The organism is Candidatus Solincola tengchongensis (assembly GCF_015711935.1).
GTDB classification, from domain to species: domain Bacteria; phylum Actinomycetota; class Geothermincolia; order Geothermincolales; family RBG-13-55-18; genus Solincola_A; species Solincola_A tengchongensis.
Genome location: NZ_JACVJJ010000037.1, coordinates 17195 through 37802, shown reverse-complemented (window position 1 = coordinate 37802; position 20608 = coordinate 17195). Strand labels below are relative to the sequence as shown.

Sequence of the window (20608 nt, the reverse complement as noted above, 5' to 3'; positions counted from 1 at the left end):
CTCCCGATGCCTTTCTATCCGGTGGGGGATACTAGGGATCACCGTTCCCCGCCTCCTCCACCATTGCCGTTCCCTCGGGCCCGAAAACCGCCCTCCGGCACAGGTAACGGTTGAGGGCAGCTCCGAAGAAGACCGCGTAAGAGGTGTAGAAAATCATGATAACGGCCATTACCGCGGCGGCGAATGAGCCGTATATCAATGAAAGCCTTCCCAGTCTCGAGTAATACCATGTGAGGAGGAGTTGAAGGGGGTTTATGAGGAGGGAAGCCAATAGGGCCCCCTTCCATACCCGCCGGAATCCCGGCCTTTCCCCCGGGGAATAGTCGTAGATGAAGACCAGACCGCCGAAGTGGATGCTCGCGGTGGCCGCGACGGCCGCCAACGAGAGTGGCACCTCCAGGAAGCCCACTTTTCCGGCGGCGAAGACCAGGAGGGCATATATCCCGAACCCGAGCGCCGCCGCCCCGGCGATGACCAGCAGCATCGCCAACCCCTTCAGTTTGCGCTTAAGGAACGACGGTTTCCCGGCGTCCCACATCCTGGCCAGCCACAACTGGAGTGAATCGGTGGCCTTGGTGCCCGTGAGCAACAAACCGGCGAAGCCGGCAAGCCCGAGCACACCTCCCAGATCGCGAGAGGAGTTCAAGGCCTCCCTGATCGTTTCCGATAAACCCGGAACCTGCTCGGCCAGATACTCGACCATGCGCCGGTAGAGTTCCGGCCTTCCTCCCAGGAGCATGCCCAGGACGCCTCCGGCCAAGGCCAGCAGGGCGAAGAGGGATAGAAAGGAGAAGAAGGAGAACGCGGCCGCGGCTTGGGGGCCCTCCCAGCCGGAGAATTCCGCCCAGGCACCCCGGACCGTCTTGAGCACCCGCCGAAGGGAGGCCACAGCCCTCACCCTCCTTTCTGCAGGCCCTGGAGATGCCGATCCTCGCTCCCTCAAGAGAAGGAACAGCGGTCAATTCATTATGGCACAGAAAACCCGTTTCCGTTCACCGCCGTGGTCGAGGTCGTCGTGAAGGCCGTGCAGACCCAGCCGCGCGGGAGATTAGCGAAACCGCAGGCATGACAAGAAGGGGGACGAGCATGGACACCGCTCCGGCGAAAGGGACCCAGGGAGTTCCCAGTGAGAAAGCCTGTCCGGTCCTGGCCGCCCACCAGGCGGAGAGCCCTATGGAAAGCCCCAGGGAGCACGTGAGCCCGGAGAGCATGGACGCCCACGCACCGGCCTTCGTGGCCCCTTTCCAGAGCAGCCCGTACAGGTAGGGGGCGATGAAGGCCCCGGTCACCGTGCCCCAGGAGATGGACATCATGTTGACGATGAAGGTCCAGGGCTTGAGGGCGATGAGGAGGGATATGCCCACGAAGAGGGCACAGAGAAAGCGCAAGAGAAGGGTGGATCTTCTCTCCCCCAGCGCGTCGGCTCCTCCCGCCAGGTCTATGGCCACGGCCGAGCTGGAAACCAGTACCAGCGAGGAGAGCGTGGACATGGAGGCGGAGAGTATCAGGAGCAGGATGATCAGGGTGAGTGCGGAGGGGAGGAGATCGTTTATCAGCGTGGGCATGAGGTTGTCCGCGCCTATCTGCTTGACCTGTTCAGCGGAGTAGAAGACCCTGGTCAGGGCCCCGGAGAAATAGGCCCCGAAGGTGCAGACCAGGGAGAAGACGGTGCACACGACGGCGGCTTTGGGTATCATGCGCTCGCTCTTTATGGAGTAGAACTTCTGCACCATCTGAGGGAGGCCCAGGGGCCCCACGGAGGTGAGCACCACAAGCGAGAGCAGGCCGAGCCAGGCGGGAGGCGAGGATGGAGGCTGTGCGGCATGAACGGTTCCGACCCTCTCAAGCGCCCCCGAAAGGCCGGCGGCGTTGAAGCCGGCGGCCCTGTTCAGTACGAAGGCGACGAGGAGAAGGGACCCGGCGATCATGATGGTGCCCTGTATGAAATCGACCAGGGTCACCGCCGGGTAGCCCCCCGTCACCAGTTAGACCGCTGTGAGGACGGCGATGACCACCAGGGCTTGGGTATAGTCGATGTGGAAAACGTTTTCAAAGAGGTAGGAAAGGCCCATGTACACGGACGCGGAATAGGGGAGCAGGAAGGCGAAGGTCACCAGGGCGGAGAACCTCTTCATGCCCGTGCTCCCGTAGCGCGCCTCCAGGAACTCTGGCATGGTCAGCGCGTTCATGCGCGCCGTCTCCGTGCGGGTGCGGCGCGCCAGGAGCAACCAGGCCAGAAGGGTGCCCGCGAGGACGTTGCCGGCCACTATCCACATGGTACCGAACCCGTAGGTCCAGCCGAGCTTTCCGGCATAGCCCACGAAGAGGACGGCGGAAAAATAGGTGGTCCCGTAGGCGACGGCCGAGATCCATGGCCCTATGCTGCGATTTCCAAGGAAGAACTCGAAGTGGACCTCGTTCGCCGGGAGCTTCGGACGGCGATGAAGACCATCACGGCTGCGTAGAGGGCGACGATGATGGCTCTGACCAGGGCCACCGGAGGCCTCCTTTCCCTGCTGCGAACATCGCTCCCTCGCGAAAATTATAGAAGACGGGGGGTGCGGTATCCGCAGCCGGAGTTCAAAGCACCCACCCGGGATGCCCTGCGCAGAACTCGCGCATGAAGGGGTAGATCCAGGAAGATACCTCAGGCTCCAGGTAAAACGTCGGATAAAGGAGGTTCTGCCCCGGTTCGATGGCCCTCCGTTTCAGCGCGAGGGTTTCCAGCTCACAGCCCGGGTACACGCGGATGCCGACCGTTACCGTGACCTGATCGGGAGCGAGTTCCAGCATGAGGTCCAGGCTCTCCCGGAGTGTCCGCTCGTTTTCCCCCGGACCGCCCAGGAGAAGGAAACAGTTGGTGCGGAGCCCCAGTTCCTTGGCCAGGGAAACGGAACGCACAACGTGCCGACGGGTGAAGTCCTTCCTGAGGGCGGAGAGGATTTCCTCCGAACCGCTCTCGTTTCCTATGCTCAAGCCCACGCACCCCGCTTCCCTCAGGGCTTCCAGGACGCTCGGTTCGCAGAACAGGGGGTTGAAGGTGCACCACCATCTTAGGGACAGCTCGCGTGAGGCGATCTCCCGGCACAAGTCCAACGTGTAGCCCTGGGGGTAGTTGAACAGCGAATCGGTGAAGATGACATAGCGGATGCCGTGGTCGGCCTCCAGTCCCGCCAGCTCCTCGGCCACCTCGGACGGAGGACGCGCCCGGACAGCCTTGCCCTCGATGACCGGGTTGGTGCAGTAGATGCAGCGCATATGACACCCGCGACGGGCCTGTAGGTTGGCTGTGTAGGCCGGTGTCCCGCCCGGCAGCGAGTTGTACCGACGGACGTCGAAAAGCTCGCGGTCGGGAGGCGGAAAGGACCCCGGCCAGGCGTAATGGGCGGGCGGATTGACCCAGGAGCGGCCTTCGCGGCGGATGGCCAGCCCAGGCAGGGAGTCAAAATTGGCATTGTTTTCCAGGCGGCGGAGAAGCTCGAGGAAGGTCCTCTCCCCCTCCCCCACCACTCCCACCTCCAGATCCAGATATTCAAGGCACTGCAGCGGAAAGATGGAGAAACCGGCCCCTCCCAGCACAATGGGGGCGTCGGTCTCCGCCCGCAAGGCGCGCACCAGCTCCCTCAGCGGCGGGAGGTAGAACTCGCTGTTGAACATATCCTGGTTGTCTATGTTGCGGATGGAAAGCCCTATGCAGTGAGGTCGGAATTCCCTCACCCGCTCCACGGTCTCCTTAACGGGATCGGAGGAGAACATCAGGTCCAGGGCGGAGACCTCGTGCCCCGCATTGCGGGAAGCCGAGGCCACGCAGGCGATGCCCAAGGGAAAGGGGACCAGGTTTTCCCGGCAGCGGTTCTCGCTGATGAGCAAAACTCGCAAGAGGCATCACCCCTCCTGTCTCCCGGTAGAGGTGCCTGAGGCATTACAAAGCCGGGCCCCGCGGCAAAACCCTCCCTTTGCGGGGCTGCCGTGAGGCATGGCGGCGGCCGTTTTCAGCCTCCCTCCGGTGTTCGGCGGAAGAGACGCGGGGTTGGAGGGGCGCCAGCAAGGCCGCCCCGCGGGCCATTCTCCGGGGAGTCCCCGCCGGGATTCCGAGGCCTTCTGGAGGCGAAGCCGAGTCGCGCCCATTCCGCCAGCTGTCCCGGACACCGATCACGGTGCCTCCGCCTCCGCTCTACCCGACGCCCTCGCGCTCTCCTCGTCGGCGTACCTCCTCGATTAAGTTTACCCTGCAGTGGATCAGCGGGACAGGCGGCTGAAAACCCTTTAAAGCGCCGGACGAATAGACGAGTCCTTCGTCCTTAAGCCCAAGGATCACGCCGGTCGGGGCTTCAGGTCAGGGACCGCCTTTCGAGCTCAATAAGCATCCTGATCACCTGAGTTATCCGGTACGGGTGATCTCCCATATAATTGGGAAAGGCCTCGCTCTTGTTTTCCGAAGCCGTTTGCCGCACGGTCGATGAAGCCGCGTGAGGGTCGCGGAGGCGGTTTGAGGGGGTTGAGATGAGCGATGACACATCGTTGGGGAGCATGTCGCTTTTCGCCGGAGAATGCGAGAAGCAACACTTAGGGAAGGGCATCCATATGCTCCGCATGTGGGCCAATGTTTGCATTATCGAATCCGGGGAGGGGGTGGCGCTCTTCGACGTAGGCCTCCCCTTCCACGGGCCGCGCATCGTGGAGGAGTTGCGCTCGCTCACCGAAAAACCGGTGCTCTACATCATTTACGGGCACGGCCACGCCGACCACGCCTTTGGAACCCCCTTCATACTGGAGGACGCGGAGAGAAGGGGACACCCGAGGCCGAAGATACTGGCCCACGAAGCCCTCCCCCGCCGCTTCGACCGCTACCGCCGCATGCTTCCTTATCACGAACACATCAACCGCATCCAGTTCGATATACCGGAGGGTATCCCCGCCTTCCCATGGGAATACGTATATCCCGACGAGACGGTAAGGGAAGAAGCGTCCATCCGCCTCGGCGATCTCACCCTCGAGCTGCGACACGCGCGGGGGGAGACCGACGATCACCTCTGGTTGTGGATCCCGGAGAGGAAGGTGGCCTGCGTCTCCGACTTCTGGGTCTGGTCTTGCCCCAATGTGGGCAATCCATTCAAGGTCCAGAGGTATGCCCTGGAGTGGGCCTTGGCGCTGGAGGAAGTGGCGGCCCGGTCACCGGAGGTCATGCTCCCTGGCCACGGCAGCCCGCTGGTGGGGGCGGGAACGGTCCGGGAAGCGTGTCTGGAGGTATCCAGGGCCTTGAGGTATCTCGACCAGCAGGTGGTCGAGATGCTCAACAGGGGAATGTGGCAGGAGGAGATACTTCATTCGTTCCGGTGGCCGGAAGAGTTCTCGGAAAGCCCCTACCTGGCACCCATTTACGGGCACCCCTATTTCGTGGTCCAAGCCCTCCTCCGGCAGTACCATGGCTGGTACGACGGGAACCCCTCCCATCTCTTCCCGTCTACCGAGGCGGAGGTGGCCCGGGAGGTGCTGACCATGGCGGGAGGCGAGGATAAGGTGCTGCAGAGAGCCGGAGTATTGGAGGAGAAAGGTAATCTGCAGCTTTCCCTCCATCTCCTGGACTTCGTGTTGGCTGGTGGTAAAGAAGGGGTGGAGGAGGCCGTGAAAAAGAAGGCGGCCATCCTGGAGAGGTTGGCCGGAGAGGAAAAGAGCCTGATCGCTAGGAACATATACCTGGCCGGAGCGAGGGAATTACGGAAAAGACTGGAGAGCTCGAGACCCGGCGACTCCGGCTGAGGGAGGTCGGCCGTGCAGGCGTTCACCATAGCCCTGGCCGTTTTCACTGTTTCTTTCGTCTTTTCCATGATGGGTGCCGGAGGTTCCCAGATCCTGGTACCGCTGCTCTTCTGGCTGGGGCTGGACTTCAAGACCGGGGCTATCCCCCTGGGCCTCCTTGCCGCCTCCGTGACCTGTCTTTCAGCGGTCCTGGTCTATCAAAGGAAAGGCCTGGTGCGGCTGAGCACAGGCTGGCCTTTCGCCCTGTCCGTGCTCCTCGGAAGCCCTCTGGGAGCCCTTGTGGCGCGCCCCACATCCTCGCGGTATCTCATGGTCGTCTTCGCCGTGGTGAACATCCTTGTGGGATTGCTGGTGCTGCGTGGTCGCAGTTTGGCCGGGAAAGGGATTACCCGCAGAAAAGAGGTCCTGATCGCGCTCCCTTTGGGGTTGGGCATAGGTTTCGCCATCGGCTTCATAGCCCGTGATGGGGGTCCCTTCACCATGGCCGTCCTTGTTCTCATGGGGCTTGACGCCCGGAAAGCGGCGGGGACCGCCCCCCTCGTCGTGGCTGCGGGGTGCCTGGTGGCTTTCACTGTGCACTCTTTCAGGATGTCCGTCGAGGGCCCCATAATCGCCGTCACAGCCCTTGCCGCGCTGGCCGGCTCGCAACTGGGAGCGAGGTTCATGAGCCGCCGCCTGGAATCCGGGACCGTTAGGATCCTCTTCACCGCGGCTATGATGTTGGTCGGGGCGATCATATTGGCCCAGGCCCTGTGAATCATAGAAGGCAGACCCCGGGTGACGGACCGCCAAAGCCTCCACAGGAATAGGCGCTCGTACTTCGGGGTCATAGAGGTTTGCGGGCTTCCACTTCCAAACGGACGGCGTTCACGTGTACCAATCCAGCCTCATCGGGCGGAAAATCGTGGAGATACCCGTCTACCAGCTCGGCTATGAAGTCTTCCCTTAAGCGTTCGGGAACCCGTTGCGTGAAGGGCAGCCAGGTGGTCCGTATCCAGCCGGCCATTCCCTCTCGCCCCTCGTGGACCATGTCCTTGGTGAGGAGCTCCACGCGCAGCGGTTCAAGGCCCGCCTTCTCCAGGAGGGGTATGTAGTCCTCAGGGCCGTGGAAGAGGTAGGGAAAATCCATGTCACGGAAATAAGCGGACCATTTTTCTGAAGCCATGAGGGAAACCAACATACATGCCACTTCGGCGGCGTTGCCCCGCCCGGCCATCTGTGCCAGTAAGAATCCGCCTGGCTTCAACGCCCGAGCTATCCCTTCCAGAGCCGCCGACTGGTCCCTGATCCAGTGGAGAACGGCATTGGAGAAGACGACGTCGAAACACTCACAAAAGTCGAGTTGGCACGCGTCCGCCACCTCCCAGGCGAGGTTAGGATAATGGCTGGAGGGGTAGGAGCGTCGGGCATGGTCGATCATCTCCGGAGATATGTCCACTCCCAAGACCGAGCCCCGGGGGACCCGTTTGGCAAGCATGGCCGAGAGCAGGCCGTCCCCGCACCCCAGGTCCAGGACGTGTTCGTCTCCCCTGAGGTGCAGTTTGTCCATCAGCTCAAGACCCCATTTCTTCTGCTGGGAGGAGAAGCTCCGATAATCTTCTGCGTCCCAGCGGTACAAGGCCTTCTTGCCCCTCAAAGCCTTCCTCCTCTCGCTCGTTGCAGGCCGCCGTTTTGCCGCCTATCACCCACCGCCGGCACCCGTAAATGAGGTCGGTCGCACCGGCCCTCGCCGCCTATGGCATTGACGATAAAAAGGTTAACATGCCGGGCGGGGTGATTGCGCAGTATTCAGGAATCGCTGCGGATCCTCAGGCTCTCCGAAAGACTCGATCTCTCTCGAGGCGAGAGCTCATGGGCCGATGGAGAGAATTTGCATCAGGGGAGCGAGACTCCGTTCCGTTTCCCGGGATGCTTGGTTTGCGACGCTTAAGCGCGGTTCCATGTTTGCGCCCCGTTTGAGTGAGAGACTGGCATAGGACGGTCACAAGTCGCTCTCCTTCGTCGACCTCGAGCTCGTTGGTTTCGGCTGCGTGGATAGGTTTCCTCCGGCTGGAATTTGTAAATTCCATTTAGCCTTGCACTGGTTTTCCATCCCACTTCTTTCGAAAGAGCCATGTCGGGTTCCTCAAAAGCGGGAGATGATCCGAAAATCCCTGTCTGGCGGAGGTGCCGTATCGTTTCGCGGGCACTTCAGGGTTCGGGTTCACGAGAGAGGACTTGAACATCCCGGCGAATGGGTTAAAACGAGGAGAAAAGATTGAGATAGGAGCGAGCCTCGTTCTACCATTAAGGTTAAGATGATGCTGAATCGTGGCCTTCGTTCTCGGCGATGCCTTGCGGAAGGGAGTGGCTGTCTTGGCTGACGAGGAGCTGATAGAGGAAGCCGCCCGGCTGATAGCCGGGGCGAAAAACCTGGTGGCCTTCTCGGGAGCGGGTGTCTCAGCGGAGAGCGGCATACCGACCTTCCGGGATCCGGGTGGTCTTTGGGATCGCTTCGACCCCTATGAGCTCGGCGGAGGGGATATCTTTTCCGCCCTCCTGCGAGGGTCCAAGATCCCAGCTTCGGCGACTGATTTCGTCTCCGAGATGCTCGATGTCCTGGAAAGAGCCCGCCCCAACCCTGGGCATCTGGCTCTGGGAGAGCTGGAGCGCATGGGGATTCTCCGCTCGGTGATAACCCAGAACATCGACAACCTGCACCGTGAGGCCGGAAACACAAGAGTCATAGAGGTGCACGGCAACATATTCCGACTGGCCTGTCTGGGATGCGGGGGGAAGATAAACCTGGGTCGTGATGACCTCTTCGAGCTGGGGCGGAGGCTGGTGGAACTGCTGCGGCGTGGCGACCTGCAGGGCCTCATCGCCCTGGCCTCGCGGTGCTGGTGCGGGGGCGTTTGCAGGTTGGACGTGGTCGGTTTCGGTGAACCGGTACAGGATATGCCCCAGGCGGTGCAGGAAGCGAGACGTTCGGACGTGTTCCTGATCCTGGGTACTTCGGGAGCAGTATATCCCGCGGCTTACCTCCCGGAGTACGCCAAGAGCGCCGGGGCTAAACTCATAGAGATAAACGCCACGGGATGTTATTTCCAGGAACTGGTGGACGTGGGCATCATCGGCAAGACGGGCGAGATACTTCCACGCGTCGTGGAGCGCGTGAGGGATCTACGGGCGGGCGGCGGGGAAACCTAGGCCTCGAAGCCAAGTTCCGTCTTGTGAGGCCGTGATGCAGTCTAGACATTTTTTCTCCCATGGGTGCGCCATTTGCTGATGTGCCGCGATAATCTTCCCTAATTTTGGTTCAGACACGTAGACTCACCATGTTTTGGGGCGCTTATGGACCGCTCCCTCATCGGGCCGTAAGAATTACCGGTCTTTTCTCGCGTCGACCTCACGAGAAGAAGCGGTTCAGTCGAAAAGCCGTCCATCCATAAAAGGCGGCAGTGACGTGCCTGTTCGGACTGGTTTACGTTTCCCGGGATTAGTGGGGACATCTCGTTGGTGTTGAGCGATATGCGAATTCCAAATGGCCGGAGCCGCACGATTCGTGGTCCTTGTGCCTCAGCCTTTCATTTATGGCTTGATCTCGCCTTGCCTGGCGCGCGGATGGGCAATTATACTGATGATCCGGAAAAATATGCGGAGGCCAAAGAGTGCTATCACAGCAGGAGTGGCAGCAGCAAGTCGAAGAAATAGTCAGGGATAGGAGCAGGCATTCCCCCTACTATCTCCTCCTGGGCATGCGGGTGAGGGAGCTGCGCCCGGGCGAATCCCTGCTCGAACTGGAAATAGGCCCCCGGCATCTCGACGAGAGAGGAAAAGTCCACCCCGGTGTCCTCTTCTCCCTGGCAGATGCCGCAGCAGGGGTGGCGGCCATGACCCTGGTCGCGGGAGGCTCCCGCCGCGTGGTGACCGTGGAGATGAAGGTGAACTTCATGTCCGATTGCGCTGGCGGAAAGTTGACCGCGGCGGGCAAGGTGGTGGGGGAAGAAGGCAAGTCCATCTTCTCTGAAGTCGAGGTCTGGAGTGAGGAAGGGAAGAAGCTGGCGAAAGGCCTAGCCACTCTCGTGTCCCTTGCCCGAGGACATCGACCGGAATGATCGAGACTCCTTAAGGCGCCAGGAGGACCTGGTCATATTCCGGCGTCGACCGGCCCGTCATTCCACGGTCACGTTTTCCGGGAGACGGCGGGTGAGGATGTCCGCGGCCTCCTCAACCATCTCCTCGAGGACCTGCCCCGCCGGTTTTATCTCCTTGATCAGCCCCGCCACCTGGCCGGCGAACCCACCGATGTATTCCTCGCGGTTGGCCTTGAGGAAGGCGGCGAGCAGGGAGGAGGAGACCAGAACCTGCAGCGGGAAGGGGAGAGGTTCTAGGCCGGACTCCTCCCACAAAGTATGGAATTTACTGGTAATGGAGCGCAGGGTCTTGCCGGTGAACATGGTGGAGACCTTGGTGTCCTCGTCGGTGGCCTCCACGATGTGGCGCTTGATGACCTCCGGCGCCCCGCCCTCCACGGTGGCCAGGAAACGGGTGCCCACCCATACGCCCACGCATCCCATGGCCAGGGCAGCTGCTAGGCCCCTGCCGTCGCCTATGCCCCCGGCGGCCAGCACCGGGACCGGATAGGCGGCGTCTATGCAGGCCGGCACCAGGGCCATGGTCCCTATACGCCCGGTATGGCCTCCCGCCTCGTGGCCCTGGGCCACCAGCAGGTCTATACCCGCCTCGGCCATTCTCCTGGCGTTCTTGGTGTTGCCGGTTATGGCCAGGACCTTGGTGCCCACGGCGTGGGCCTCCTCGACCATGAAGCCCGGGTTCCCCAGCCCGGCGCAGAAAAGGGGAACCCGTTCCTCCAGGCATACCTTTATGGCTTCGCGCGGCCGCATGGTGGTGGAATCCATCTTCACCATCACGTCCACGTCCGGGAGGCCCAGGTCCTGCTTGACCTTCTTTATCCATTCCTGGTGGGCCTGGGGCAGACTGCGCAGGAGCTGGCTCAAGGGCACCTCGCCTTCCCCTTCCGCTTCGGGAAGGTCCACGATGTTCTTGGGGAGGAGTATGTCCACCCCGAAGGGCTTGTCGGTGCGCGCCTTTATCTCCCGAATGGCCTGGCGTAGTTCGCCTATGGAGTACCCGCTTGCTCCCAGTACGCCCAGGCCTCCTGCCTCGGATACGGCCACCACCAAGTCTACGGGGGCGCCCGTTTCCTCCCCCAAAAGGTTAGGCCCCATCCCTGCACTCAAGATGGGATACTCGATGCCCAGCATGTCGCAGAGTTTGGTGCGTAGAACGCGCTTTCCCATGGTTTTTCCCCTTTCTTCCATCCGGCCGGCCGATCGCGGACGGCTTACCCTCTCGATGAATACTATACACCTAATGTTCGGCGGTTCCACGTGTAAGAGAACCGCCCCGGCCGTTGCCAGATTTGGCTTCCGGGGCTTTCTCTAACTTGACCGGTAATACTGGTGACCTGCACATGGGAACCGGGGAAAAACATCCCCTCCTCCCGCCGGCCATTAAGTCTGAGAGAGGGAAAAGCGGCCCTCGGCCTCCTCCCGCCCGACAGCGCCCGTTTGAAAGCGAATGGCTCCGTTGAAAGCGCTCTCGAAAAGATACCGGAAGGATGCTCATGAATGAAAGCCTTGCTTCCGGATACACCGTCGCCCCCGGCCCCCGCCCGCATTCCGCGCCACAGTGGAAATCAGGTCTCATGCGAGGGCGCCGAGCCCGAAGGGCGGTGCTTTGACAAGAACCTCATCAATGTTCGCGCTAGGCATTGGGGAAGCAAGGCGCTTATTGAGAGTTCGGACACGCCGGGAGCGCTTTTTCCGCGCCGAGAAGGGATGAACGATCTTGAAATTCATATCCCGGCAACCGGCCATGGAGAATATTCGGCAGCGGACCAAAGAGCCCGACATGACTGGGAATCAGAGGATAGGATTAAAAGCATTTTTTCACTATTGACATTTTATCAATAGTATATTAATGTCAATAGTGCAGAGAGGAGGTGAAGGCGATGTATTTTCGGGGAGAATCGCATGAGGGAAGTCCTTTTAGTCCCGGCGGTTGGGAATGTCACGGGAACATTCCTCGCTTTCGCGCGATGATGGGTGGGCATTTTCGCCCCGGCATGGGTCCGGTGGGGGGCGGATTCGTGGGGTTAGGGCCGAATTCCGCTCGCCTCTTACTAAGGCCGGCGGTCCTGCTTCTCCTGGCGGAGGAGCCGGCGCACGGCTATCAGCTGATGGCGAGGCTGAGAGAGCTGGGAATCGGCAAGGGCATGGACCCCTCCCTTCTCTACCGGCTACTGCGCATGCTCGAGAGTTCGGGACTGGCGGAGAGCTCACTGGACGATACCGGGGCCGGTCCGGCGCGCAAGGTCTACCGGCTCACTCCGCAGGGCAGGGAGCTGCTGGACCTCTGGATATCCGGATTGGACGATGCCCTCGAGATACTGGAGACTCTTAAATCGCGTTATCAAAAAATGGAGAGCAACCGTTAAGCGCGCAACGCAGTCGTCGCTGCCTTCTGTGACCCGATGCCCGCCCTATCGCCGGAAGGGGCGATGGGCGTTACTCTTCGCTTCTCATCCCCTGTCCCTTCCTCCTCGCGGCCCTGATACCGGGGACGGAGAGCAGGCCCAGGAGGCAAACCAGGGTCAGTGATGCCGTTGCGCTACCCGTACCGCAAAGGGGAAGGACCTTGAACCCGGCGGCAAGTCGGGCCTTGGAGCCGTCGGGATTCATGACCATCAGGTCGTAGTCACCCGGCTCGACACCCCAGAGGGTCACTGCACAGGTCAGGTGTTGTTCCGAAGCCGCCTGTACATTGAGCCCCTCGATAGCTCTCGACCCGGCCTCCAGGCGCACGGTAGCGCCGGTTTGGAACCCCGAGCCGGTGAGATCGAGATTGAGGAGCAGGGTGTGCTGGTAAGCCTGAGCGGGGGAAACGGAAGACACCGCCACCTTCCTGAAATTCACAATGACCGGGAACTTTCCCACCTGGAGATCCGATATCACGATTTCACCGTTCGTGTCCCGGGTCACCCCCGGCAACGGCAGCTCATCTCCGTTCAGGGGTTGGATGAGCGTGGGGTTCCGGTAGGAAGGGTCGTTGACCCGCAGGTCAAGGAGATCGGCACCGTCGTCCGATTTCCAGAGCGCCATTAGCAGCGTGCCGTCGTCGCGGGTAAAGGAGTGGGCCTCCAGGCTTTCCATATCGGAGCAGGAAAGGAGGACGGGAGGGTTGGGGAAGGGGACGGTATTGCCGAAAACATCCTGGAAGGTGGTAAAGGCGTCATACGAGGGTTTGCACCCGAAGTCCGAGTAGAGAAGGCCGTAACGGTCCATATCGTTGATGTGGGTGTCCCGCAGGTTGTACCAGAGCACGCGTTCCACGTCAGTGCTCGCATAGTTGATCATCGTCCGGAGCAGGTATGCGGCTTGGGTGTCTTCGTCCACGCCGGGCGGAGTCACCTCACAGGTGGTCCATCCCACCTCGGTGATCCAGACCTGGAGGTCTCTCTGAGTATTCTGAGCTACCAACCAGTGGACGAAATCCACCAGGATGCGGCATAGGGGTTCCTTGGGTCTCAGGAGATCGTCCTCCGGCTGGCCCTCCACCCCGATGGTCTCGGCGTAGGGATGGTAGGCCACCGCATCCACATATTCGCCGGCTCCCAGGGCCAGGCATTCTCCCATAAAGTCCGATCCCAGCCCCGCCATCCCTCCCATGACTATACACGCCTCGGGGTCCACGGCGCGGATTTCCTCCGATGCGGCGGCCAGGATAGCGAGGTAGTCTTGCGGATCGGGCTGGGGTTGCCAGAAAGCAGGTATATTCTCCTCGTTCCATATCTCCCAGGCGGGAACCTTTCCCCGATATCGCGAGGACACGGTGCGTACGTAATTTCTCCAGGCCGTGAGGTCTGTTGGGGGATAGTTCCAATCTTTTCCTCCGTTGGCCCAGGGAGGCGAAGTGCCTAAAAGGCCGAGCAGGGATAAGCCGTTTTCTATAGCTTCCTGGACCACCTGGTCCGTCCCGGAAAAGTTCCATTGTCCGGGGGAAGGTTCCAGATCGTACCAGGCGAAGTCGCAGCGCAGCCAGGATAACCCGGCATCCTTAAGCGCTGCCACCTCCCCTTCGATGAGCGGCTGAGGGTACAGCTTGATGTGGCTGGACACCGCTCCGAAACGTGGCCCCACCCTCGCCTTCAGGCTCTCGAGTTCTCTTTCTCCGGAGTAGAACGTGGAGGGATAAGCCGGAGGGGCGAGGAAGACGATGCAGGCCAAAAAGAGTGCCAGGAGGGCGAAAAGTAGCCCCCGTTTCCTTGTTGCCCATGGCCTGTTATCGCTACGGCCGTCTGGCGGATGTCTGTCCACGGGAACGCACCTCCTCAACACCTTGTGCGGCGTGAGGCGAGCCCAACAGTAGGCGACAATCTTCTCATGCCGAAAACTCTCCGACAGCCGTTTCCTAGGCCCCAGCCGGGATTCGCCCCGCCTTCTTCCGATTTGAACCTGAAGGCTCTGAGCCGGTGTCCAGAAAGTCATCCCCCATCAAGTCGAAGAGAAGGGGGAGAGGCGTTTATTCACCAAACACCGATCAGGCCTATGGAAATTATTGCCATCCCCCTTTCCCTAAAGCAAAACTAAACCTGGCTTTTTAATGCGCCGGGGTTTTGTTTCTGTGGAGTTTGAGTCTTCCCCCATGAATATCGCCCTCATCAAAATTAAATATTAATGAACACGTTAAGTCAAACAATTCAATGGGAGAAGCCGATCAACGGGTTTAGCCTTATCAAGACGTAGAAGGTCCGCGGAGGCGCAGCCTTCTTGAGGCATGTTCATACGAGGCCCAAAGGACAAATCCTCGTACACCTTCCATGTTTCTTTGTGGGTCGCATGGAGCGAGGGAGTTGGTAGGGCCGCCGAGAATCCCTGCCCCACTTGGAAAGCTACCGGCTTGCCTGCCGGTTGTTCAGGGATTTTATGAAGGCTTGAAGCTGCCTTACGGGGCGTCGCCTCCGTAGCGATGATGTTTTGTGAGCGTTTATCCTCCTAGGTGGGGTGGGATAATACGGGATGGAGCGGATTCTCGGTATCCGAAGGGCTCGAAGACGGATTGTCGGAGGTGGGCCATGGCGGAGTGGGTGTGCAAGAAATGCGGCTATGTGAGGGATTCGCGCTGCAAGCCTAAGAAGTGCCCGAACTGCGACGCTCAGAATGCGTTCGAGAAGAAGGAAGGGAAGTCTAAGTGACGGTAGGGAGGAAGCCGCAAGCAGGGACGCACGCTGGGAAGCCTCGAACTTAAGGACCTCGAAGATGCGCGAGCCCCATCCCCTTGGCCCGTCTCATACGGGAGCAGGGGCGGAGTTCGGCGGCTCGGAGGAGAGCAGGGGTTCATAAGATAAGCCGTCCGGATTGCGCGGCTCGCATTCAACGATAGGGGGAGGACTTCCAGGGCTCAGGCGGCTTGAAAGCCGAACCGCCAGGCTTCGGGTTTCCCTGAAGATAATCCACCGGGCGCGAGGGTCGGTATGGTTTGCGGGGTCATTGGGCTGGGGCGGTGTCCCGATCATCGTTTCTCTCCGAAACTTCTCCCTCCGGCGCGACGGACATGAGTTTTTCCTCCAGTTCCCGGACGCGGGCTTTGAGTTTTTCGATCTCCCTTTCCAACTCCAGGACCTTCCGCACCCCCTGCACGTTCAGCTTCTCCTTGTCGATGAGCCTGTGAACCATGCGCAGGGTCTCGACGTTTCGGTTGGAATAAAGCCTCGTGTTTCCCTCCGTTCTCCCGGGGCTGACCAGGCCCGCGCTTTCGTAACGCCTAAGGGTGCTCGGATCGCAGTTGAGAAGGCGGGATACGACCCCTATAGTGTAGAGTGGTTCATCGTCTCTGAACGCCTCGCCTTTTTCCGCTCCCTTTTCCATGCTTTTCTTATATAACATGCTAGATAATATGTCAATATTCTATATATTAATTGACATAATTTATAAAAAAATCTATCATATATTATGAGATTTATGGGGTCTGGAGAAAGGAGGTGGTCGTTTTTGGTCGGACTTTATAGATGTCCGCGTTGCGGCAGCGCGGGGTCCATAGAATTCGACATGTGTCAGGTTTGTCTTTATGATTTCTCCAAGGCCGAGGAGGCGGAGGCCTTGGTTCACAGTTTTATCCGTAACGGGAAGGTTTTGCGGGAAGAAATGGATAGTGGCGAAAACGGCGTGAGTGATCGCAGGGCTCTTGCCGGAGTGTAAGCCAAGCGAGGATAGATAAAAGGAAGGGGCCATTTCAAAACATTCCAGATGAATATGACTTTTTGTGGTTCACTCCGGAAAGGGTAAGGAAAGGAGGTGGGAGAGATGTCGCTTGCGCGATGGAGTCCTTTCTCCCTTCTGCCTTTCCGGGGATGGTTCTGGCGGGGGTGGCTTTGGGACGATCTTGAGCCTTTCCCGTGGTTCGGGGGCTTTTCCTGGTGGCCGAGCATGGACGTTTATTCAGAGAAGGGTGACATGGTCATCAAGATGGAGCTCCCGGACATGAGCCCAGAGGATATAGACATAGACCTGGGCGACGGCTACCTGACCATCTCCGGAAGGCACGTGCGCGAGGAAAAGGAGGAGGACAAGAACTACTTCCGCCGGGAGAGATACGCCGGCTCCTTCACCCGGCACATCCCCCTGCCTAAGGAGGTGAAGGAGAGCGACGTAACCGCCCGTCTGAGGAGGGGGGTGCTCGAGGTGAGGATAAAGGGCGCCGGCAAGGAGGTTTCCGGCAGGAAGAGGATACCCATCCAGTCCTCCTGAGCCTGTGAGGCGAAGTAAAAGAGCGGGCCTTAGAGGCCCGCATTTCTTTCTTCACCGCATCCGGAAGAAGCACGGCAGGGTGGGGTGGCACGAACTCCCGGCCTCGGAGCGGCGGAGAGAGGCGACTGTCCCGGAGGGGAGGGTGAGCGATTACCGGACATCATTTCTGTGATTGGCACCGGAGGTACACGACCGGACTGGAATCGGACGGTTTCCCCAATCCCGAGTCTCCAGCGAATAAGGCAGACCGTAAGAGAGTAGAAAGCCGTGATGGGGCTGCCGCCTTCCGGGACCGGAAAGAGCCCGAGCCGAGCTCTCGCCCACCGCTGGTCCTTTGATGAACGGATCCGAGTGGAGCGTGAATTGCCGGCCATTGAGCCGGAGGGGGCAATCCGAGGCATGGAGGACATCCCGCACGCCCATCCTTGAGGCGATGCCGAACGCTTCCCAAGGTCTATAATGGGTGTGATCTGTGTGGGTTGCGCGTTTGGAGGAAAGAGGACGAGCGGGAAAACCGAAACCTCTTCGGCTCCTGGAGGGCGGGCATGTCGGCCATCAGTGTGCGAGGATTGATGAAATATTACGGGGACGTGCGCGCCGTGGACGGTATTGATCTGGAGGTTCAGGAGGGCGAGGTCTTCGGGATACTGGGTCCCAACGGGGCGGGCAAGACCACCACCCTGGAGATCATAGAGACCCTGCGCTCCCCGGACGCGGGAGAGATAACCGTGTTGGGGTTGGACGCGCGCAAAGACGAGAAGAAGATCAGGGAGTCCATAGGGGTCCAGCTTCAGACCACCGTCTTCTTCGAGGAGCTCACGGTTTGGGAGACCATTGACCTCTTCGCCTCTTTCTATCCCCGCGCGCTCCCCGTTGGCCGGCTCCTTGAACTGGCGGAGCTTCAGGTAAAGGGCAGAGCGAGGGTGAACACCCTGTCCGGAGGGCAGCACAAGCGCCTCTCCATAGCCCTGGCCCTGGTGAACGACCCACGCCTGGTCTTTCTGGACGAACCCACCACGGGGCTTGACCCACAGGCCCGGAGGCATATATGGGAGATGATCGGTCACCTGAAACAGGGAGGCAAGACGGTGCTGATCACCACCCATTACATCGAGGAAGCGGAGGCCCTCTGTGACCGGGTGGCCATCATGGATCACGGCAGGATCATCGCCGAGGGCGTTCCCGGGAGGCTGGTGACGGAACAAGTCCCGGAGAGCACCATAAGTTTCCGCCTCTCGCCGGCTCTGGCCGAGGAGAAACTGGAAAGCCTTCCCGGGGTGGTGAAGGCCGGCGTGGAGGACGGCACCTACCGGGTCATAACCACCGCGCCTCACGAGACGCTGATGGAGATCATGGCCCTCTGCCGGAGAGAAGGAGTGGAGGCCAGGGAAGTGAACATGAAACGGGCCACCCTGGAGGACGTCTTTTTAAAGCTTACCGGGAGGACCATAAGGTCATGAGGCCTTTCCAAAAGGTCTTTCTCTACGACCTGAAGATGACCCTGCGCCAGCGGGAGGCCATGTTCTGGCTCTTGCTCTTCCCTTTGCTTCTCATGACCATCCTCGGTTTCGTGTTCAAGGGCTCCGGGGAGATAAGGCTCAGCGTGGGCCTGGTGGACCTGGACGGTTCCGCGTTGAGCCGGGCCGTGACGGAGGCCTTTCAGGCGATCGACGCTTTGAAGGTGGAGGTGGGAGGGGAGGGGGAAGAAAGGGAGGCACTCCGGGACGGGAAGCGGAACGGAATCCTCATCATCCCCGCGGGTTTCGGCGAGGCTGTGGCCTCGGGTAGAAGTGGGGAGGTGATCATGCTCGTCAATCGTTCCGAGGTCACCACCGCGCAGGTCACTTCGTCCACATTGAGGGGCATATTGGAGAAGATGGGCCAGGCGATGACCGGGACCCCGGAGGTGATATCCGTCCGCGAGGAGGAGGCGGGCGAGGTCAAGGATTTCAAATACATAGACTTCATGGTCCCGGGAATCCTGGCCATGGTGGTCATGTTCTCCGGGCTAACGGGGTATTCCCTGGAGATCGCCACCTACAGGGAGAAGGGAATCCTGAGGCGGATAAAGGTCTCTCCCATCCCGCTATCCACCTTCCTGGCGGGCGGCATAGCCTCGGTGCTGGTTTTTTCCATCCTCCAAGCGGCGGTGTTGATCGCTTTCGGAGTGCTGGCTTTCGGCATGAGGCTTAAGGGCAACTACCTTTACATCGCTTTCTTCGTGCTCCTGGGGTCGCTCACCTTCCTGGCCTTGGGCTTCCTCCTGGCATCGCTGACGCGCAATTCGCGCAGCGCGGGTCTGGCGGCCCAGGCGATCGGTATGCCCATGATGTTCCTCTCCGGCATCTTTTTCTCCCTGGAATGGGTTCCCGCGCCGGTGAGGGTCGTGGCTCGCTGCTTGCCGCTCTATTATCTGGGTGATGGCCTGCGTGGCGTCATGATCGACGCGGCCTCGCTTTTCGACCTGTGGGTGGATATAGCCGTGCTGGTGGGCGTGGGATTGGCCGCTTTTGTGGCCTCGGTGAGGTTTTTCCGTTGGGAGTGAGGTCTCAGCGGCCTTTGGAGTTCGGCATGCGGGGGTATGGCGATGGAGGTCAACGCGCTGGTGATACACCCGAGGGACAACGTCGCTGTTGTGCTGGAAGACATTCCCAAAGGAGGGGCGGTGCGCCTCGCGGGAGGCGGGACCCTGCGAGCCAGGGAAGAGATCCCCTGCAGCCACAAAGTGGCCCTTGTGGACCTACCCAGAGGAACGGAGGTAATCAAGTACGGTGAGGTAATCGGGAAGGCCGGAGAGGACATCGCCCGCGGTTCATGGGTCCACACCCATAACCTTGTCCTGGAGGAGTGAGGGGCATGAGCGAGAAGAAGACCTTCCTCGGGTATCGTCGTCCCGACGGGAGGGTAGGAGTGAGGAATCACGTGGCCGTGATGCCCTCCGTGGCCTGCGCCAACGGCGTGGTCTCGGCCATCGCCGCCAGGGTGCCGGGCGTGGCGGCTATGCCGCACGGGCACGGTTGCGGGAGAGGGGGGGAGGATCTCGGGATCCACTACCGCACGCTGACCAACCTGGGCCGGCACCCCAACATCTATGGGCTGCTACTGGTCGGTTTGGGGTGTGAAGCCCTCCGCGCCTCCTACCTGGCGGAGAACGTGTCCACGTCGGGCAAGAAAGTGCGGTACCTGGACATCCAGGAGGCGGGAGGCTCCCGGAGAGCCGCGGAGAAAGGGGCGGAGATGGCGCTGGAGATGCTCCGCGAAGCCCAGTCCGCGCAGAGGGAAGAAGTCCCCTTGAGCGAGTTGGCCTTGGGCCTGGAATGCGGGGGGTCTGACGCCTTTTCCGGCATAACCGCCAATCCTTCCGTAGGTCTTTTGGCGGACTGGTTGGTGGAACGCGGCGCCACGGTGATGCTCACCGAGACCACGGAGATGATCGGGACCGCGCACATATTGGAGCGGCGCGCAGCGGATCCCGAGACGGGTCGAGAGGTGAGAGCGCGCATAGAGGCCGCGGAGAGGAGGACCAGGGAGATACTGGGGCCTTTCGCTCCCCTGGCCATAGCCCCGGGGAACATGGACGGGGGCATGAGCTCCATCCGGGAGAAATCCCTGGGATGCATATTGAAGGGAGGGGGCTCCTCCATCCGGGAGGTAGTGGATTATGCCCGCCCTCCCACCCGAAAGGGGCTGGTGATCATGGACGGCCCGGGTTATGACGTGGAGTCCATGACCGGCCTGGCGGCGGCCGGATGCCAGGTTATAGTTTTCACCACCGGCCGGGGGAATCCCATCGGCTTTCCGGCCGTTCCGGTCATCAAGGTGGCCAGCAACAGCCGGCTCTACAAGGCCATGGAGGAGGATATGGACGTGAACGCCGGGGCGGTCCTGGAGGGAAAGTCCCTGCAGGAGGTAGCTCTGGAATTGCGGATGCTGCTCTTGCGGGTGCTGGAGGGCGAGCCCACCAAGGCGGAGGTCAATCGCCAGGAGGGAATCCTCTGCCTGTACACCACGACCCCGTCTCTCTAGGAAAGATCTCC

At 60.6% G+C, this 20608-nt stretch carries 17 protein-coding genes and 1 pseudogene; 11 read left to right on the top strand and 7 right to left on the bottom strand.

Annotated elements, in window-relative coordinates; all coding sequences use genetic code 11:
- Positions 1–31: 31 nt before the first annotated feature.
- The 3 genes and pseudogenes from H7007_RS02635 to H7007_RS02625 form a co-directional block, all read right to left on the bottom strand.
- Positions 32–889 carry a YihY/virulence factor BrkB family protein gene (locus H7007_RS02635; protein ID WP_287152941.1) on the bottom strand — a complete coding sequence of 286 codons (858 nt, stop codon included), beginning with the start codon at positions 887–889 and terminating at the stop codon, positions 32–34.
- A 103-nt stretch (positions 890–992) separates the two neighbouring features.
- A pseudogene (locus tag H7007_RS02630) lies at positions 993–2369 on the bottom strand (sodium:solute symporter family protein).
- 211 nt (positions 2370–2580) lie between these two features.
- Positions 2581–3879: a B12-binding domain-containing radical SAM protein gene (locus tag H7007_RS02625; protein ID WP_287152940.1), complete on the bottom strand. Its 1299-nt coding sequence runs from the start codon at positions 3877–3879 to the stop codon at positions 2581–2583.
- Positions 3880–4503: 624 nt separating this feature from the next.
- Between H7007_RS02625 and H7007_RS02620 the strand changes: the two genes are divergently transcribed.
- Both H7007_RS02620 and H7007_RS02615 read left to right on the top strand, forming a co-directional pair.
- Positions 4504–5760, top strand: a complete 1257-nt coding sequence (locus tag H7007_RS02620; protein ID WP_287152939.1) for an alkyl sulfatase dimerization domain-containing protein — start codon at positions 4504–4506, stop codon at positions 5758–5760.
- A gap of 12 nt (positions 5761–5772) precedes the next feature.
- A complete protein-coding gene (locus tag H7007_RS02615; RefSeq protein WP_287152938.1) occupies positions 5773–6516 on the top strand; it encodes a sulfite exporter TauE/SafE family protein in 744 nt (247 codons plus the stop codon).
- 70 nt (positions 6517–6586) lie between these two features.
- On the opposite strand, the gene H7007_RS02610 is transcribed toward H7007_RS02615, so the two are convergent.
- Entirely contained in the window at positions 6587–7396 is an 810-nt protein-coding gene (locus tag H7007_RS02610; protein ID WP_287152937.1) for a class I SAM-dependent methyltransferase, read from the bottom strand.
- A 719-nt stretch (positions 7397–8115) separates the two neighbouring features.
- On the opposite strand from H7007_RS02610, the gene H7007_RS02605 reads away from it, so the two are divergent.
- Both H7007_RS02605 and H7007_RS02600 read left to right on the top strand, forming a co-directional pair.
- A complete protein-coding gene (locus H7007_RS02605; RefSeq protein WP_287152936.1) occupies positions 8116–8949 on the top strand; it encodes an SIR2 family NAD-dependent protein deacylase in 834 nt (277 codons plus the stop codon).
- A gap of 461 nt (positions 8950–9410) precedes the next feature.
- Positions 9411–9857: a PaaI family thioesterase gene (locus H7007_RS02600; RefSeq protein ID WP_287152935.1), complete on the top strand. Its 447-nt coding sequence runs from the start codon at positions 9411–9413 to the stop codon at positions 9855–9857.
- Positions 9858–9914: 57 nt separating this feature from the next.
- Here the strand turns inward: H7007_RS02600 and H7007_RS02595 are convergent, their stop codons facing one another.
- Positions 9915–11063 (bottom strand): NAD(P)H-dependent flavin oxidoreductase, encoded by a 1149-nt coding sequence (locus tag H7007_RS02595; protein ID WP_287152934.1) that lies wholly within the window; start codon positions 11061–11063, stop codon positions 9915–9917.
- Between the two features lie 851 nt (positions 11064–11914).
- On the opposite strand from H7007_RS02595, the gene H7007_RS02590 reads away from it, so the two are divergent.
- The gene (locus tag H7007_RS02590) at positions 11915–12262 is read left to right on the top strand and encodes a PadR family transcriptional regulator (protein WP_287152933.1); all 348 of its coding nucleotides are present in this window, start codon (positions 11915–11917) and stop codon (positions 12260–12262) included.
- Between the two features lie 70 nt (positions 12263–12332).
- Here H7007_RS02590 and H7007_RS02585 read toward each other — a convergent pair whose 3' ends face one another.
- On the bottom strand, positions 12333–14141 hold the full coding sequence (locus H7007_RS02585; protein ID WP_287152932.1) for a GH39 family glycosyl hydrolase: 1809 nt from the start codon (positions 14139–14141) through the stop codon (positions 12333–12335).
- Between the two features lie 758 nt (positions 14142–14899).
- Here H7007_RS02585 and H7007_RS13650 point away from each other — a divergent pair.
- Positions 14900–15019: an RCKP-type rubredoxin-like domain-containing protein gene (locus tag H7007_RS13650; protein WP_350340608.1), complete on the top strand. Its 120-nt coding sequence runs from the start codon at positions 14900–14902 to the stop codon at positions 15017–15019.
- Between the two features lie 292 nt (positions 15020–15311).
- On the opposite strand, the gene H7007_RS02580 is transcribed toward H7007_RS13650, so the two are convergent.
- Complete coding sequence (locus H7007_RS02580; RefSeq protein ID WP_287152931.1) at positions 15312–15692, bottom strand: MerR family transcriptional regulator; 381 nt, start codon at positions 15690–15692, stop codon at positions 15312–15314.
- Between the two features lie 558 nt (positions 15693–16250).
- Between H7007_RS02580 and H7007_RS02575 the strand changes: the two genes are divergently transcribed.
- The 5 genes from H7007_RS02575 to H7007_RS02555 all read left to right on the top strand — a co-directional run bounded on the left by H7007_RS02575 (position 16251) and on the right by H7007_RS02555 (position 20597).
- Positions 16251–16571, top strand: coding sequence for an Hsp20/alpha crystallin family protein (locus H7007_RS02575; RefSeq protein WP_287152930.1), 321 nt, complete (start codon positions 16251–16253; stop codon positions 16569–16571).
- Between the two features lie 545 nt (positions 16572–17116).
- Positions 17117–18031, top strand: coding sequence for an ABC transporter ATP-binding protein (locus tag H7007_RS02570; RefSeq protein ID WP_287152929.1), 915 nt, complete (start codon positions 17117–17119; stop codon positions 18029–18031).
- On the top strand, positions 18028–19116 hold the full coding sequence (locus H7007_RS02565) for an ABC transporter permease (protein WP_287152928.1): 1089 nt from the start codon (positions 18028–18030) through the stop codon (positions 19114–19116). Before H7007_RS02570 ends, H7007_RS02565 begins: the two co-directional genes overlap by 4 nt.
- Positions 19117–19158: 42 nt before the next feature.
- Complete coding sequence (locus tag H7007_RS02560; RefSeq protein ID WP_287152927.1) at positions 19159–19422, top strand: UxaA family hydrolase; 264 nt, start codon at positions 19159–19161, stop codon at positions 19420–19422.
- Positions 19423–19427: 5 nt separating this feature from the next.
- The gene (locus tag H7007_RS02555; RefSeq protein ID WP_287152926.1) at positions 19428–20597 is read left to right on the top strand and encodes a UxaA family hydrolase; all 1170 of its coding nucleotides are present in this window, start codon (positions 19428–19430) and stop codon (positions 20595–20597) included.
- Positions 20598–20608: the final 11 nt, after the last annotated feature.

Coding starts and splice junctions, on each gene's coding strand:
- H7007_RS02560 (WP_287152927.1), top strand. CDS start 19,159: ATGGAGGTCAACGCGCTGGTGATACACCCGAGGGACAACGTCGCTGTT.
- H7007_RS13650 (WP_350340608.1), top strand. CDS start 14,900: ATGGCGGAGTGGGTGTGCAAGAAATGCGGCTATGTGAGGGATTCGCGC.
- H7007_RS02580 (WP_287152931.1), bottom strand. CDS start 15,692: ATGGAAAAGGGAGCGGAAAAAGGCGAGGCGTTCAGAGACGATGAACCA.
- H7007_RS02575 (WP_287152930.1), top strand. CDS start 16,251: ATGGACGTTTATTCAGAGAAGGGTGACATGGTCATCAAGATGGAGCTC.
- H7007_RS02565 (WP_287152928.1), top strand. CDS start 18,028: ATGAGGCCTTTCCAAAAGGTCTTTCTCTACGACCTGAAGATGACCCTG.
- H7007_RS02555 (WP_287152926.1), top strand. CDS start 19,428: ATGAGCGAGAAGAAGACCTTCCTCGGGTATCGTCGTCCCGACGGGAGG.
- H7007_RS02570 (WP_287152929.1), top strand. CDS start 17,117: ATGTCGGCCATCAGTGTGCGAGGATTGATGAAATATTACGGGGACGTG.
- H7007_RS02595 (WP_287152934.1), bottom strand. CDS start 11,063: ATGGGAAAGCGCGTTCTACGCACCAAACTCTGCGACATGCTGGGCATC.
- H7007_RS02620 (WP_287152939.1), top strand. CDS start 4,504: ATGAGCGATGACACATCGTTGGGGAGCATGTCGCTTTTCGCCGGAGAA.